Source organism: Corynebacterium pyruviciproducens ATCC BAA-1742, assembly GCF_000411375.1.
Taxonomy (GTDB): Bacteria; Actinomycetota; Actinomycetes; order Mycobacteriales; family Mycobacteriaceae; genus Corynebacterium; species Corynebacterium pyruviciproducens.
This window is the reverse complement of sequence record NZ_KE150446.1, coordinates 693,683-707,937: the sequence shown is the minus strand read 5'-3', so window position 1 is coordinate 707,937 and position 14,255 is coordinate 693,683. Positions and strand designations below refer to the sequence as shown.

The following is a 14,255-nucleotide window of genomic DNA, read 5'->3' as shown; positions in this document are numbered from 1 at the left end:
TGCGGGACATTACGGAAGCCTCCACGCACGGCCGGTTCGACTCATCATTCGATCAGCGGACGGTGGGCCCCACGTACCCGCTGGGTAGTCCTCCGGGGTGCCGTGCTTGGCCCAGTGCTCGATGATCGGGTCGAGGATCTTCCACGAGAGCTCAACCTCCTCGTTGGTGGGGAACAGGCTCGACTCGTTGAGGAGCACGTCGAGGATGAGGCGCTCGTAGGCCTCGGGGGATTCCTCGGTGAACGATTCGGAGTAGGAGAAGTTCATGTTCACGTCCCTTACCTCCATGATCTGGCCGGGCACCTTGGAGCCAAAGCGCATAGTGACACCCTCGTTAGGCTGGATGCGCATCACCACGGCGTTGGAGGTGAGCGCGTCATCATCCTCAAACGGCATGTGTGCGGCCTTCTTAAACACCACGGCTATCTCCGTCACGCGCCTACCCAGCCGCTTGCCGGTGCGCACGAAGAACGGGACACCGTCCCAGCGGCGGGAATGGATGGCGAGTGTGCAGGCGGCAAATGTCTCAGTGCGGGAATCCGGGTCAAAGCCCTCCTCCTCGCGCAGGCCGACGACCTTCTCGGAACCCTGCCAGCCGGCGGTGTACTGCCCACGGGCCGTGGTGGCGCTCAGCGGGTAGACGGGGGAGGTTGCGCTGAGCACTTTGATCTTCTCCGCTTGGAGGGCCGCTGGGCTAAAAGCGGTGGGCTCCTCCATCGCCACCAGGGCCATGAGCTGGAGAAGGTGGTTTTGGATCACGTCGCGGGCGGCACCGATACCGTCGTAGTAGCCGGCGCGACCGCCGAGACCGATATCCTCCGCCATGGTGATCTGGACATGATCGACGTAGTTGGCGTTCCACAGCGGTTCGAACATGACACCCGCGAAACGCAGGGCGACGATGTTCTGTACCGTTTCCTTGCCCAGGTAGTGATCGATGCGGTAGACGGACGACTCCGGGAACACGGAGTTCACCGTCTGGTTGAGCTTGCGGGCGGAGGCGAGATCATGGCCGAACGGCTTCTCGATGATGACGCGGCGCCACGAGTGCGGGTTCTCCGGCTTCGCGAGCCCCGAGCGGTCCAGCTGGTAGCAGACGTCGTCGAAGAAGCTCGGCGGGACGGAGAGGTAGAATGCCCAGTTCCCATGGGCGGTGCGCAGGCTATCCAGGGTGGAGGCGAGGCTATCGAAATCCTCGTCCGAGTTGAGGTTGCCCTTGACAAAGGTCATCCCCTCCGTCAGGCGCTCCCACACGTTCTCCCGGATCTCGGTGCGGGCCCCTGCCTCCACAGCGGAGCGAACATAGCTGGCGAACTCGTCGCGGTCCCAATCGCGGCGACCAAAGCCGACGAGCTGGAAACCTGCGGGCAGGAGTCCACGGTTGGCGAGGTCATAAACCGCTGGCAGCAGCTTCTTGCGCGCCAAATCGCCGGTGACGCCGAAAATAACGATGCCACACGGGCCCGCGATCCGCGGCAGGCGCGAATCCTGCTCCCTTCGCAGCGGATTTTCCCACATCTCATCTACCACTTGAGCTACCTCTCAATCAGCCACGAATGAACGTCAATAAATATAACTGCATTAAATTTTCTGCAAGGCAGGAGCCGGGCTCTCCGGCGAACCCCTGTACCGCGAGGCTGCTCGCGGGCACAGGCCACAAAGAGCTGAACATTCGGCATGGAATCCGCTGCCAAGTGTTGCTCGTCCGGCCTGACTGAGTCTTGCTGTACTAGAACATCATAGGGCAAAACGACGCCACCACCCGCATGAACCGCACCTTTCCTGTGTTACCCCACGAGCGCCAGCGCAGAGACAGTCGGACGCGGTGGCGCAACCGACTCACGCTCCGGAATAGTTCATTGAAAAACGACCCCGCACGGGGCAGGGTCGAATTTCAGCAATGAATTAGGGGAGTGTGCGAGCTTAAGCGAGCTTGCCCTTCATAGAATCGAGCAGCTCTTCCCAGGCCTGCACGAACTTCTCCACGCCCTCGCGCTCGAGGACCTGGAACACATCGTCGAAGTCGATGCCCAGGGTGCTGAGCTTTTGGAACAGCTCCTCGGCCTCGTCGCCCTTGCCCGTGAGTGTGTCACCGTGGATACCGTTACCCTCGATGGCGGCGTCGATCGTCTTCTCCGGCATCGTGTTGACGGTGTCGGGTCCTGCCAGCTCGGTAACGTACATGTCCTGCGGGTAATCGGGGTTCTTCACGCCCGTGGAGGCCCACAGCGGGCGCTGAACGTGCGCGCCCTCCGGCAGATCAGCGTCCTCGAACAGATCCTCAAAGGCAGCGTAGGCGCGGTGCGCGTTGGCGATGCCGGCCTTGCCCTTGAGCGCGAGTGCTTCCGGGGTGCCAATCGCGTCGAGACGCTTATCCACTTCGGTATCCACGCGGGACACGAAGAAGCTTGCCACCGAGTGAATCTTGGACACATCGTGGCCGTTTTCCGCCGCGCGCTTGATGCCGTCGATGTAGGCCGCCACCACGCTGCGGTACACGGGGACGGAGAAAATGAGCGTGACGTTGACGGAGATGCCCTCGGCGAGGGCATCGGAAATCGCCGGCATGGATCCCTGGGTGGCGGGGATCTTGATCATCACGTTGGGGCGGTTCACGCGCTCCCACAGGTTCTTCGCCTGCGTCAGCGTTGCATCCCGGTCGGCAGAGATCCGGGGATCAACCTCGATGGAGACGCGACCGTCCTTGCCATCGGACTCCTTGTAGATTTCGGCGAACAGGTCGCAGGCATCCTGGACGTCCTTGATGGCCATGGTGTACACGCCTTCATCGACAGAGGAGCCGGACTGCTTGAGCTCGCCGATCTGCTCGTCGTACGCGGTGCCCTTGCCCATGGCAGCGGCAAAGATGGACGGGTTGGTGGTGACACCGACGATGGACTTGGAGCTCAGGAGCTCCTTCAGGTTGCCGGAGGTCAGGCGATCGCGGGAGAGATCGTCCAACCACGTGGAGGTGCCGACCTTCTTCAGATCATCAATTGCGTTCATTTATGCATCTTCCTTTACAGCAGTGAGGGATTCCTTGGCGGCTTCGAACACGGCATCGGCGGTGACGCCGAACTCCTGATACAGCTTCTGGTACGGGGCGGAGGCACCGAAGTGCTCGATGGAGACCGGGCGGCCGTACGTGCCGAGCCAGCGATACCACGGCTGGGCGATGCCTGCCTCGACGGAGACACGTGCCTTGACCGCGGAGGGCAAGACCTCCTCGATGTAGCTTGCATCCTGCTCTTCGAACCAATCGAGGCAGGGGACGCTCACCACGCGAGCGGCAATGCCTTCCTCTTCGAGGCGCCCCGCCGCCTCGACGGCGAGCTGCACCTCAGAGCCGGTGCCCATGAGGATGACATCCGGGGTTTCCTTAGAGCCTTCCACGAGAACGTAGGCGCCCTTGACCACGCCGTCCTTTGCCTTCTCCTTGGTGCCTTCCAAAACCGGCACGTTCTGGCGGGTCAGCGCGATGCCCTTGGGGCCTTCGCGGTAGAGCAGGGCCGCACGCCAGGCGGCGGCAGTCTCGTTGGCATCAGCCGGGCGGAGCATGGACATGTCCGGGATGGCGCGCAGCGATGCGAGCTGCTCGATGGGCTGGTGGGTGGGACCGTCCTCGCCGAGGCCGATGGAATCGTGCGTCCACACGTAGAAAGCGTCGGTGTCCATGAGGGCGGCCAGGCGCACGGCCGGGCGCATGTAATCGGAGAAGATGAGGAACGTGCCACCGTAGGGGCGGGTGGGTCCGTGCAGCGAGATGCCGTTGAGGATGGAGCCCATGGCGTGCTCGCGGATACCGAAGTGGAGGTTGCGGCCGAAAGGCTGTGCGGTCCATGTGTCGGTGGAGATTTCCTCGGGGCCGAACGAATCATCGGCATCGATGGTGGTGTTGTTGGAGCCGGCGAGGTCGGCGGAGCCGCCCCACAGCTCGGGGAGGGCCTCTCCCAGTGCCTGGAGCACCTTGTGGGAGGCCTTGCGGGTTGCCACGCCCTTGGGGTCAGCGTCCCAGGTGGGAAGGCCTTCGTCCCAGCCCTCGGGGAATTCGCGGTGGGTGATGCGGTCGAGCAACGCCTTGCGCTCGGGGTTGTCGGCGGCCCATTTGTCAAACTTCTTGTTCCACTCGTCGTGTGCTTTCTTGCCACGCTCGCCTACCTTGCGGGTGTGGGCGATGACATCGTCGGCGATGAAGAACTTCTGCTCGGGATCGAAGCCGAGCACCTTCTTAGTGGCTGCGACCTCGTCGTCGCCGAGGGCAGCGCCGTGGATTCCGCCGGTGTTCATCTTGCCGGGGGAGGGGTAGCCGATGACTGTCTTCACGCGGATGAAGGACGGGCGGGTGGTGTCCGCCTTGGCTTCTTCGATGGCCTTCTCAATGGCGGCGATGTCCTCGCCGGACTCCACCTCCAGGGTCTGCCAGCCGTACGCCTTGTAGCGTGCGACGACATCTTCGGTGAAAGCGATCTGGGTGTTGTCCTCAATGGAGATGTTGTTGTCATCCCAGAAAACGATGAGGTTACCCAGCTTTTGGGTGCCCGCGATGGAGCAGGCCTCGCCCGTCACACCCTCCTGCATGTCACCATCGGAGGAGATGACGTAAATGTAGTGGTCGAACGGGGATTCGCCGGCGGGGGCCTCCGGATCGAAGAGGCCGCGCTCGCGGCGGGCCGCCATGGCCATGCCGACTGCGGAGGCGAGGCCCTGGCCGAGCGGGCCGGTGGTGATTTCAACACCCTTGGTGTGGCGGTACTCGGGGTGGCCCGGGGTCTTGGCGCCCCACGTGCGCAGTGCCTTGAGGTCGTCCATCTCCAGCCCGTAGCCAGCGAAGTAGAGCTGGATGTACTGGGTGAGGGAGGAGTGGCCACACGACAGTACGAAGCGGTCGCGCCCCAGCCACTGATCGTCGGCGGGATCCAGCACCATTGCCCGCTGGTACAAGGTGTACGCCAGGGGTGCGAGGCTCATGGCGGTGCCGGGGTGACCAGAACCGCAGTTTTGCACTGCGTCGGCTGCCAGGACCCTGGCCGTGTCGACGGCTTGGGTGTCCAGGTCAGTCCAATCAGAGGGGTAGTTGCGTACAGTCTTTGCCTGCAGCTCGGGTGACAGCTGGTGTTCGGTCACGTGTTCCTCAATTCCTGTCAGTATGAATAGTTTCCTCACCAAGCTTAGCCGGAAAATGTGACCATTAGGGGCGCTATTGCCAAAGGTTTCATTTCACCTTGTGAGCCCCGGCGTCGCCTGCACCCCCACACCCAGCAAACCGTTAACGCCAGGGTGAGCTGACGCGCCAGTTCATAGGTAATAACGTGATGACATTGATTGGCTGGCAAGCATTGCTCGCCACTGTAAGCCGACCTGATGGGATGTAGTAGAAATGCATGGGTGTAACTTTGTACATGCTCTGACGGAGGGCTTTATACGGATGGCGGAACTCGGAAAGAAGTGGTGCCGGGTTCCGCGCACACGTCGCCACGTGGGTGGTGGGTTAGGTGTGTCGAGCGTAGTCGGATTGAGAACTCGGGGGTAAACTTCCTTACGTGTAATTGCGATTTACGTCCAATCAAACGATAGTATTAACGGGAACCAAACGACACTGGTTGGAGGGAGAGACGTTCGTGGAGACAGTCAAGGCCTATATAGCCTTAACTAAACCCAGGGTTATTGAGCTCTTGCTCATTGCCGCGATCCCCGCCATGCTCCAGGCCGACCGTGGGACCGTCCACCTCGGCCTCATCATCCTCACCCTCATCGGTGGTTGGATGGGTGCCGGTGCAGCCAACACGCTCAACATGGTCGCCGATTACGATATCGACCAGAAGATGCGCCGCACCGAGGGGCGCCCGCTTCCCAAGCATTCCGTGGGCAAACGACAGGCCCTCATCTTCGCCGTGTGCCTGGCCATTGGTTCCTGCGCGATCCTGTGGTTCTTGGCGCACTCGCTTACAGCAGCGATTTTCATCCTTATCACTATTGCCTGGTACATCGGGATTTACACCAAGTGGCTGAAGCGGCGCAGTTCCCAAAACGTTGTGTGGGGCGGCGCCGCCGGCTGTATGCCCGTCATGGTGGGCTGGGCCGTCATCATCGATAACACGGCTGGTCCGGCGAACTGGTGGCAGGCCGTTGTCTTGTTCATGGTTATTTTCTTCTGGACGCCGCCGCACACGTGGGCACTGGCCATGAAGTACAAGGAGGACTACAAGGCCGCCGGTGTGCCGATGCTTCCCGTGGTGGCAAAGCCACAGGCGGTGACCAGGGCGATTCTCATTTACACCGTCGCCACGGTCATCACCACACTCCTGCTTACCCCGGCTGCCGGTGTGTTGTACCTCGCCGCCGCAGTTCTTGGTGGCGCGGCGTTTATCTTCCGGGCCTGGCAGCTGCACTCTCGGGTGCGCGCGGGCCACACGGTCCACCCGTTCCAGCTCTTCCTGCTGGCTAACGTGTACCTTTCGGTCGTGTTCATCGGCCTTGCCCTCGACGCGGTGTTCCTGCCCAGCCTCATGGAGATGTTTTAACCCTCAGGTTCGCCATGCTCGGCCTCGTCGCGCGGACGTGTGTCATGTGCGACTTCGTTACGCTTCCCCGCGTGGCTTGTGTTGCTTGGGCACGCGATCCCACCTAGCACGTGCGACGTGGTCGCACGTCCCTTTCTAGTTGAGTGAGGGCAGCTCTCGGCCCGCAAGGTAGCGCAGGACACGAGGGGGAGAGTCCGTGGGTTTCTTCCCCGCACTGTTTTCTGGCCGGGTATCGCCCGCAGGCCCACCCTAATCTTGCTTGTCGACGCTCGCCCGTTCCTCCGGGTCGGTGAGATCCTCTCGCTCCAGGTGGTCCCCACCCTGGTTGAGCTTTCTCTTCACCACACCCGGTGTACCGACAACAAGGCTATCAGAGGGCACATCGCGGGTTACCACGCTACCTGCGGCGATGACGCACCGGTCACCCACCGTGACACCCGGCATGACCATGGCGCCGGCACCGAACCAACAGTCATCACCGATGGTGATGGGGCGCGCCCGCTCCCACTCCTTGCGTCTCATGACCACGTCATTGACGGGGTGCTCCACCGTGATGATCTGACAGGCCGGCCCGAACAACGTGCCGCGCCCGATGGTGATTTCGGCGGTGTCGAGGAACACGCAGTTGAAGTTGACAAAACAGCCCTCGCCAAAGCGGATGTTCACCCCGTAGTCAACGTAGATGGGCGCAAACACGCCGGGAATAGCCGAATCGGGTGCCAGGAGGGCGGCGAGCTCCGTGCGGGCCGCCTCCTGGTCGGTGTTAGCAAGTTCGTTTAACCGCTTGAGGTGGCGCGTTGAGATCTCCCGACGGGCGAAGATTTCCGCCGATGAGGGGATGTGCCACGTCCCTGAGCGCAACCGGTCCATACCGTGATCAAACATCTAGTTGTCCTCTACCCGCAGCACGATGGAACCCGTGGTCTTCCTGCTCTGCAGATCGCGGTGCGCCTGTTCGGCGTGCTCGAGCGGGTACTCGCCGCCGACTCGGATGTGGAGTGTACCGGCGGCCACGGCCTTTGTCGCCGCCTGGCAACGCATGGCGAACTCGTCGTCGGTAGCCACGTAGGCGCTGATCGAGGGACGGGTTAAGAAAATGGAGCCGTGGGTGTTGAGGATCTGCGGAGCGATCGGGTCTACGGGGCCGGAGGCGGCACCAAACAGCGCGACGGTGCCACGCGGACGGACCACCTCGAGGGATTCGTGGAAGGTATCTTTGCCCACGCCGTCGTACACAACATCCACACCCCGCCCGCCGTTAAACCTGCGTACCTTCTCCGCAAGTTGGTCACTGTACCGGAAGACTTCCGTGGCACCGGCCTCGCGGGCCAGCGCCTCCTTCTCGTCCGAGGAGACCACCGAGTACACAGTGGCCCCAACGCTCACCGCGAACTGGGTGGCCAGCAAGCCGACACCGCCGGCGCCGGCTGTAATGAGGCACGAGGAGTTCTCATCGAGGTGGTAGACGCCGTCGGTGAGGTAGTGAGCCGTCACGCCCTGCAGGAGCATGGAGGCAGCAACGGGTGCGGGGATGGTGTCCGGCACTGCGACGATCCTGTTGCGTGGCACACACACGTACTCGGCGTAGGACCCAGGTGCGGTGAACCAGGCGACAACGGTTCCCTCCGCAATCTCACCGCGCGGGTCCGTGACAACCTTGCCGGTGCCCTCCTGGCCAGGAATGAACGGCAGTGCCGTGTGGTAGATGCCGGAGCGGTAGTAGGTGTCAATAAAGTTAATCCCAGCCACATCGACCTTGACCAGTACCTGGTCGTCGGTGGGCTGGGGGATGGGGACCTCCGCCGGAGTGAGTACCTCGGGGCCACCAGTGTGATCTATAAGGATTGCGCGCATACCTATAACGGTACTGTGCCTTTTGTTAAAGCGTGAGCGCCGCTGCCGTGTTCTTTGTCTCAACGGCCTGGTCGCTGGGGACCCTGGTGATCCCGTGTGCGTACACGAAGCCGGTCACCGCGGTGACAACGGAGCTTAAGAAAACGTGGATGGGGACGGTCCACCGGGGTACGCCAAGGTTGACTTGGAGGATACCCACAAACGCCTGGGTAACGATGACGCAGACAAGGGCGATCGCCCACGAACGAGCTACCTTGGAGGCGGTCTGGGAGGCGAAGATTGCGGCCAGCAAACCGATGGTCAGCCCGAGGAAGAGGTACATGGTGCCGGCGTGAATGTGGCTCATCCACTCGATGTCCACTTCGAGGCGGCCTTTCATGCCGTCGTTAGCATCGCCGGCGTGGGGACCTGCACCGGTTACCATGGTTCCGGTGCTGAGCACGAGCGCAAGTGCGACAGATACGCCCAGCGCGAGCTGCCGGATTACCTTGGGGTAGACGGGCTTGTATTCACCGTCGTCAGGCTCCATGATGCGCACGCACGTGATGGCAGCGAAGAAAACGAGGAGCACGGAGGGGAGGAAGTGTAGCGCCACTGCGTACCACCGCAGGTCAGCGTGGACGCTAATACCACCGATGACCGCCTGGACGATGACGCCGACAAGCTGTACCCACGCGAGGTTTTTGATGTATTGCCGGCGACCGCCACGGTACACCGCGATGAGAAGCCAGATCGTAAGAGCGACGAGAACGCCTGTGAGGGTTCGGTTGCCAAATTCGATGAGCTGCTGAATCCACGGGGCCGCCCCACGAACGGGGATAAGAGATCCGGGGTGGCAGTTCGGCCACGTATCACAGCCTAGGCCTGAGCCGGTAACGCGAACGATAGCACCAGTCAGAGTAATAAGACTTTGCCCAGCTAAAACGCCAAAGGCCGCGTTCCGCTGATTTCGCACAGACCGCTCTGTGGCTTCGCGGTCGATGGTACTTGCTATAGACATGGCCTAAACTTTAGTCGGACTGTGAATTAAATGTGAAACCGGTCGGGGCGAGTCTGAAAAAACCGCAAGGTGGGCAAAAGTAAAGGTCATGATGGCGTGCTCCCCGTCTTGTGTGCTGCGAAGCAGGCGGGGAATGTATCCATCGTAAGAATGATTGGACGGGTGGGGTTAGCGAACCCAGGGGAAAACGGGCGCCGAGGCCCTGAAAACTGGCTGGGGGTGCCGGAAATCCAGGCCGTGGGGTCGTCGCCATTGCGGATAAGCTGGGCGATCCTGGCTCGTCTGTGAGCCTGTGACAGGCGTTGTGCCCTGGCACGACTCTAGCAAACAGGACAGTGAGAGTATCCGGAGGGTAAGCTTCTGCGGGGTTTCCAGAACCGGGCAGTTGGTTCTATCTGCTGTAGGGGCTCAAAAAGACGTGGCTGGCCCGGCTACAGCGGATGAGGGTCTAAGGTCCCCCGAAGCCGTTTGGTGATCGGCGACATAACGGTCACCAGGTGTAGCCGTCATACCGGATGGGTATGCACCGGAGCCGGACTGGTTTGGTGCCGGCCCCGGACAGGGTTTTAACCTCCATGGGGTTGGTCAGCCGGGGGAGCTTCCCAGCCGGAGAGGCGTGGTTAGGGAGCCCCGCCAGCGAACTCGACTGGGGAGCTATTTGTACGTGAAGCGGAAGTAACGGTTGGCGAGGAACGTGCCCACCACGGCCCACACTGCGAGGACAACGAGGTGGACGGCGGGGAAGGTGCCCAGGGTGGCCAGCCACAGGGCATCGGCAAGCGCGATGGAAGGAACGAGGGTGAGAGCCACAGGCACACCAGGACCGTAGGCGAACGCCGCGGCGCCTGCGGCACCGAGCAGGACGAACCAGATGAGGTTCGCCCCGCCAAGGACGATCTCAGAGGTGGACGTCCCGCCGAACAAAAGGCCCCAGGAAATAAACGCCCACAGGCCTACGAGGATGACCACGACCGCAATCGGAATGGCGAGAAGCGAGCAGCGCCAGCCCAGCGCCAACGCGATGCCCACGAGGACAACGGTCTGGATGAGGCTGACAATGAGGACGGCGATGATCTTGCCACCGATGATGATCCGCGGGGGCACACCCGAGGCACCGATCCGCTTAAGCGCTCCGTAGCGACGGTCAAACACCACGCTGATCGCCTGACCGGTGAACCCGGCAGACATCGCCGAGAGCGCCAGAGAGAAAGGCGTTGCTAGTTCAAGGGGATCATCCAACCCGAGGTAGGGAAACAGCGCGAGGCCGACGAGCGAGAGCACGGGGATGAAGAGCGAGAGCAGCAGCTGTTCGCCGTGGCGGAGGATGAGAGTTGCCTCCATCCGCGCTTGCCGGGCGAGCATGGTGGCCGTACTGGCGGAGCCCGCCTGAGGAGTGAACGTGCCGGGGGCAAAGCGAGTGGCCTCGTCGTTAGCCGTGGTGGTGCCGTGCGGCGCGGGGGACTGGGGAGTGGTCACAGCGTACTACGCATCCTTTCCGGTCAAATCGAGGAAGATGTCCTCGAGGCTAGGGGTGGCGGCGGACAGCTCAATAAGCGGTGCGTGAAGATCGGCGCACGCTGAAGCGAGCGAGGCGAACGCTGCGGCGGTGGGCTGGGTTGCCACAAGGAACGTGTCCGCCCCTTTCGCGCCATCGTCTTCTGTGCGGATGTGCTCAGCCGTCAGCGTGAGCCCGTGCTGGGAGGCACGTTGTGCGAGGACCGCTGGGTTCACCACCTCGGAAATGCTGGAGTCACGTTGAGCCGCGGCCCGGTCGATCACCACGCGCACGTGGGGCGCCGAGCGCTCGCGCGCGGTACGCTGCAGTTCAGCCGGGCTGCCCGAGGCAACGAGGCACCCCTTTTGGATGATGAATACCTGGTCGCTCAGCGCTTCTGCCTCATCGAGGTGGTGGGTGGTAAGCACAACCGCCACCCCGTCTGCGCGCAGTGCCTCCACGAGCTCCCACACAAGGTGGCGCGCTTGCGCGTCGAGGCCGGCGGTGGGCTCGTCAAGGAACACTAGCTCGGGCCTGCCCACCAGCGCGCACGCGAGGGAAAGACGCTGCTGCTGGCCGCCAGATAGGCTCTTGTACGTGGTCTTTTCCAGCCCGGAAAGTCCCACCAGATCAATGAGCCACGGAACATCCAGCGGGTGGGCCGAGTAGCTCGCGGTGAGTTCCACAAGCTCGCCCACGCGGATCCCCGGGTAGGCGCCACCGCCCTGCAGCATGATGCCGATCCGAGAGCGCAGCTGGGTGGAATTTTCCAGTGGATCCAAGCCCAGCACGCGCAGAGTGCCGGAGTCAGGGCGAAGAAAGCCCTCGCACATTTCGATAGTGGTGGTCTTGCCCGCGCCGTTGGGCCCCAGAAGCGACGTCACCTTCCCGCGCGGGATGGTTAGGGTCAATCCATCCACGGCGGTGTTCGCCCCAAAACTCTTGGTCAGGTCAGTGAGCTCGACCGCGGCAGCGGAGTGATCCGCCACCGAATCGAGGGGCTGGGCACCGGCGGCACCGGTGGCTTGCGCGCGAGATTCGTCGCCATCGGTTTGCTGAGGGTGCAGGGAAAAAGAATGTGTATCCACGTCTACTGCTTCTCCAACCTAACTAACTTATACGTATCGGCCCAGCTGCGGCCCATGAGCCTAAGCACGGTGCCCACCAGGAAACAAACGAGTGCTAGGTGGGCTCGCTCGCGCCCGCGAGGCCAGCGGTTGTGGTTTTGGCCAGACGTGTGGCTATTCTAGCGAGCGCTGGTGGCCTCGGGAAACCCTTTCGCTCCTCGCCGGGGTTGGCACTGGTAACAGGGGTGAGGGAGCACACAGCGCACGGGGCAGCAGTGTCCGGGGCGGGTGCCGAGGGGCAGCGGGGCGGCAGGTGAGGCGAAGATCTCTAAACCCGGGGGCCGTAGAGCTTGACGCGGGCGAACAAGAGGACGCCGACGACGGTGACAAAGGCGAGAAGGGACGCGACGTAGATGCTCAGCACCGTGGCCGGGGGAAGGGCGAGGCCACGGGGCAGAACGAAGAAGCACATGAGCGAGGAGTACCCGATGGCCGCGTAGCGGAAAAGATTCTGGTTGGCCCAGGCGGCCAGCGGGACGATCGCCCACAGCATGTACCACGGGTGGACAACGGGGAACAGCACCACGAGGACAAACGTGCTCACCCCGAATCCGCCCACGGGGTTGATAACACCGCGGAATGTGGCGATGAGCATGCGTACCATGAAGGCGAGAGAGACAGCGATGCCGATACCGCGGGTGATGACGAGAATCGAGGCCGTGTGATCGCCGAGCCCCAGCAGCATTCCGGCCCACCCGCTGATCACGCCGAGGTCAGTAGTCATGGACATCCACGAGCGGATCGTTGCCGCGCCGCCTTGGCCCGTGACCCAACCGAACCCGATGCCCGTGACCGCGCCGACGGCGACGGCGGTAACCAAGAGGACAACCAACTGAACTGCAACGGCGCGAATAATGTGGAACCAGTGGTGCATGCTCCAGCGGTTGTTAGGACGATTTCGCTCGAGGGCGCTGAGCTGACCAGGGGAGACCGACTCGGTGGAGGTGGCCGAAGCATCGAGGGCAAGCCGCCCGCCTGCTGTGCGATAGGTGACGCGGGCCAGGGCCATACCCACAAAGCCCAACGCGATAAAGCCTGTGACCTTGACCATGCCCGCCATAGAAATGAGGATGCCCGAGACGACGATGTACCCCCACGGTGCCAGCCGCTGACGCATGGACAACGCCGTGGCCTGTGACCCGCCGGTTGCCGGCGCAGACAGACGGGAGGCGCGGGCGATGTTCACCTCGCGCATCTGATCAACGCCACGCAGGCCGAGCTCCATTCCGACGAGGCTGAGCCCGAGCATGAGCGCCTCGTTGTGGATCCCGCCAATGAGGTGGAGGATGGCCAGCGGATTGAGAACTCCGAGCCACACAGCGGTTTGTGAACGCACGTCACACCGGCGGGCAAGCTTGGTTACGGACCAGCCGACGGCAATCATGCCCAAGACGGCAACAAGCCGGTGGGCGATCACGCCCCAGAACACGGATTCACCGGTGACCACGTTGATCACGGCGGCGATGCCCAGCGCGATGGGACCGTACGGGGACGGGGAATTCGCCCAGATGAAAGGGACGGAACGGGCAAGGTGATGCTCAGGGCCAAGGATCTGCACGGGGCCCGCAGAGTACGGATCCAGCCCGTAGCTCACCGTAGCGCCCTGCGCGAGGTAGGAGTAAATATCCTGCGTGAACAGTGGCGCTGTGAAAATAATGGGGATCACCCAGGCAACCCACGTGCGGCGGAGGGTGGACAGGGTAATAAGTGGTGCGCCAGTGACGTTACTGCGCGAAGAGGCGCCCACGTAGGGGGCCATGAGAACCCACGCCATCACGAGCAAGCCCGCGCCCACGAGCACGATGACGGACGAGGTCTGCAGCATCCGCCCCATGAGCCGCCCAAAGGGGAGGTTGGCGTAGGGATTATCCACCACGGGTAGCGCGCCCGCGCCGAGCCCGCCCATGCCCATGAGCAGGGTGCCAAGCGTCCCGAGCCAGCGCAGCTGCCCAAAGCGGGTGAGATCCAGAAACGATAGCCGCGGGCGGTTGTCGATCCGGGTGTTTCCTTCGCCGTGGAGCTTGGTCGAACGGCTGCCCGGGGTGCCCAAGCGGGGCATGACCCCGCGGAAAAGTGGTTCCCGCTCAGCCATGTCCGCCCTCACAGTAACGGCGCGACAAGGAAAAGGGTGAGGCCATGAGCCGTCTCCTTTCTCTCGTCGTGGGGGACTATGGGGGGCGCCACCGGCTGGGAGACGCCGCCAGTGGCGTGCCACGGGATCGCGTGCCCGATATAGGAACTGAGTTTAGTGGGTGGAG

At 62.7% G+C, this 14,255-nt stretch carries 10 protein-coding genes; 1 reads left to right on the top strand and 9 read right to left on the bottom strand.

What is annotated here, in order from left to right:
* Positions 1–9: 9 nt before the first annotated feature.
* From zwf to tkt, 3 genes are all read right to left on the bottom strand, one after another.
* Complete coding sequence (gene zwf, locus HMPREF1219_RS03050) at positions 10–1,518, bottom strand: glucose-6-phosphate dehydrogenase (protein ID WP_156823237.1); 1,509 nt, start codon at positions 1,516–1,518, stop codon at positions 10–12.
* A gap of 405 nt (positions 1,519–1,923) precedes the next feature.
* A complete protein-coding gene (gene tal, locus HMPREF1219_RS03045) occupies positions 1,924–3,006 on the bottom strand; it encodes a transaldolase (RefSeq protein ID WP_016457550.1) in 1,083 nt (360 codons plus the stop codon).
* Positions 3,007–5,124 (bottom strand): transketolase, encoded by a 2,118-nt coding sequence (gene tkt, locus HMPREF1219_RS03040; RefSeq protein ID WP_016457549.1) that lies wholly within the window; start codon positions 5,122–5,124, stop codon positions 3,007–3,009.
* A gap of 476 nt (positions 5,125–5,600) precedes the next feature.
* Between tkt and HMPREF1219_RS03035 the strand changes: the two genes are divergently transcribed.
* Positions 5,601–6,521 carry a heme o synthase gene (locus HMPREF1219_RS03035; RefSeq protein WP_040426819.1) on the top strand — a complete coding sequence of 307 codons (921 nt, stop codon included), beginning with the start codon at positions 5,601–5,603 and terminating at the stop codon, positions 6,519–6,521.
* A 249-nt stretch (positions 6,522–6,770) separates the two neighbouring features.
* Here HMPREF1219_RS03035 and HMPREF1219_RS03030 read toward each other — a convergent pair whose 3' ends face one another.
* The 6 genes from HMPREF1219_RS03030 to mptB all read right to left on the bottom strand — a co-directional run bounded on the left by HMPREF1219_RS03030 (position 6,771) and on the right by mptB (position 14,089).
* The gene (locus HMPREF1219_RS03030) at positions 6,771–7,406 is read right to left on the bottom strand and encodes a sugar O-acetyltransferase (RefSeq protein ID WP_016457547.1); all 636 of its coding nucleotides are present in this window, start codon (positions 7,404–7,406) and stop codon (positions 6,771–6,773) included.
* A complete protein-coding gene (locus HMPREF1219_RS03025; protein WP_016457546.1) occupies positions 7,407–8,375 on the bottom strand; it encodes a quinone oxidoreductase family protein in 969 nt (322 codons plus the stop codon).
* Between the two features lie 25 nt (positions 8,376–8,400).
* A complete protein-coding gene (locus HMPREF1219_RS03020) occupies positions 8,401–9,375 on the bottom strand; it encodes a COX15/CtaA family protein (RefSeq protein ID WP_016457545.1) in 975 nt (324 codons plus the stop codon).
* 654 nt (positions 9,376–10,029) lie between these two features.
* Positions 10,030–10,851 carry an ABC transporter permease gene (locus HMPREF1219_RS03015; protein ID WP_016457544.1) on the bottom strand — a complete coding sequence of 274 codons (822 nt, stop codon included), beginning with the start codon at positions 10,849–10,851 and terminating at the stop codon, positions 10,030–10,032.
* A gap of 6 nt (positions 10,852–10,857) precedes the next feature.
* Positions 10,858–11,859, bottom strand: a complete 1,002-nt coding sequence (locus tag HMPREF1219_RS03010) for an ABC transporter ATP-binding protein (protein ID WP_040427154.1) — start codon at positions 11,857–11,859, stop codon at positions 10,858–10,860.
* 406 nt (positions 11,860–12,265) lie between these two features.
* Positions 12,266–14,089, bottom strand: coding sequence for a polyprenol phosphomannose-dependent alpha 1,6 mannosyltransferase MptB (gene mptB / locus HMPREF1219_RS03005; protein ID WP_016457542.1), 1,824 nt, complete (start codon positions 14,087–14,089; stop codon positions 12,266–12,268).
* Positions 14,090–14,255: the final 166 nt, after the last annotated feature.

Bases quoted from the DNA above. Each gene is read 5' to 3' on its own strand.
- zwf (WP_156823237.1), bottom strand. From the start codon at position 1,518: ATGTGGGAAAATCCGCTGCGAAGGGAGCAGGATTCGCGCCTGCCGCGG.
- tal (WP_016457550.1), bottom strand. From the start codon at position 3,006: ATGAACGCAATTGATGATCTGAAGAAGGTCGGCACCTCCACGTGGTTG.
- HMPREF1219_RS03030 (WP_016457547.1), bottom strand. From the start codon at position 7,406: ATGTTTGATCACGGTATGGACCGGTTGCGCTCAGGGACGTGGCACATC.
- HMPREF1219_RS03025 (WP_016457546.1), bottom strand. From the start codon at position 8,375: ATGCGCGCAATCCTTATAGATCACACTGGTGGCCCCGAGGTACTCACT.
- HMPREF1219_RS03020 (WP_016457545.1), bottom strand. From the start codon at position 9,375: ATGTCTATAGCAAGTACCATCGACCGCGAAGCCACAGAGCGGTCTGTG.
- mptB (WP_016457542.1), bottom strand. From the start codon at position 14,089: ATGGCTGAGCGGGAACCACTTTTCCGCGGGGTCATGCCCCGCTTGGGC.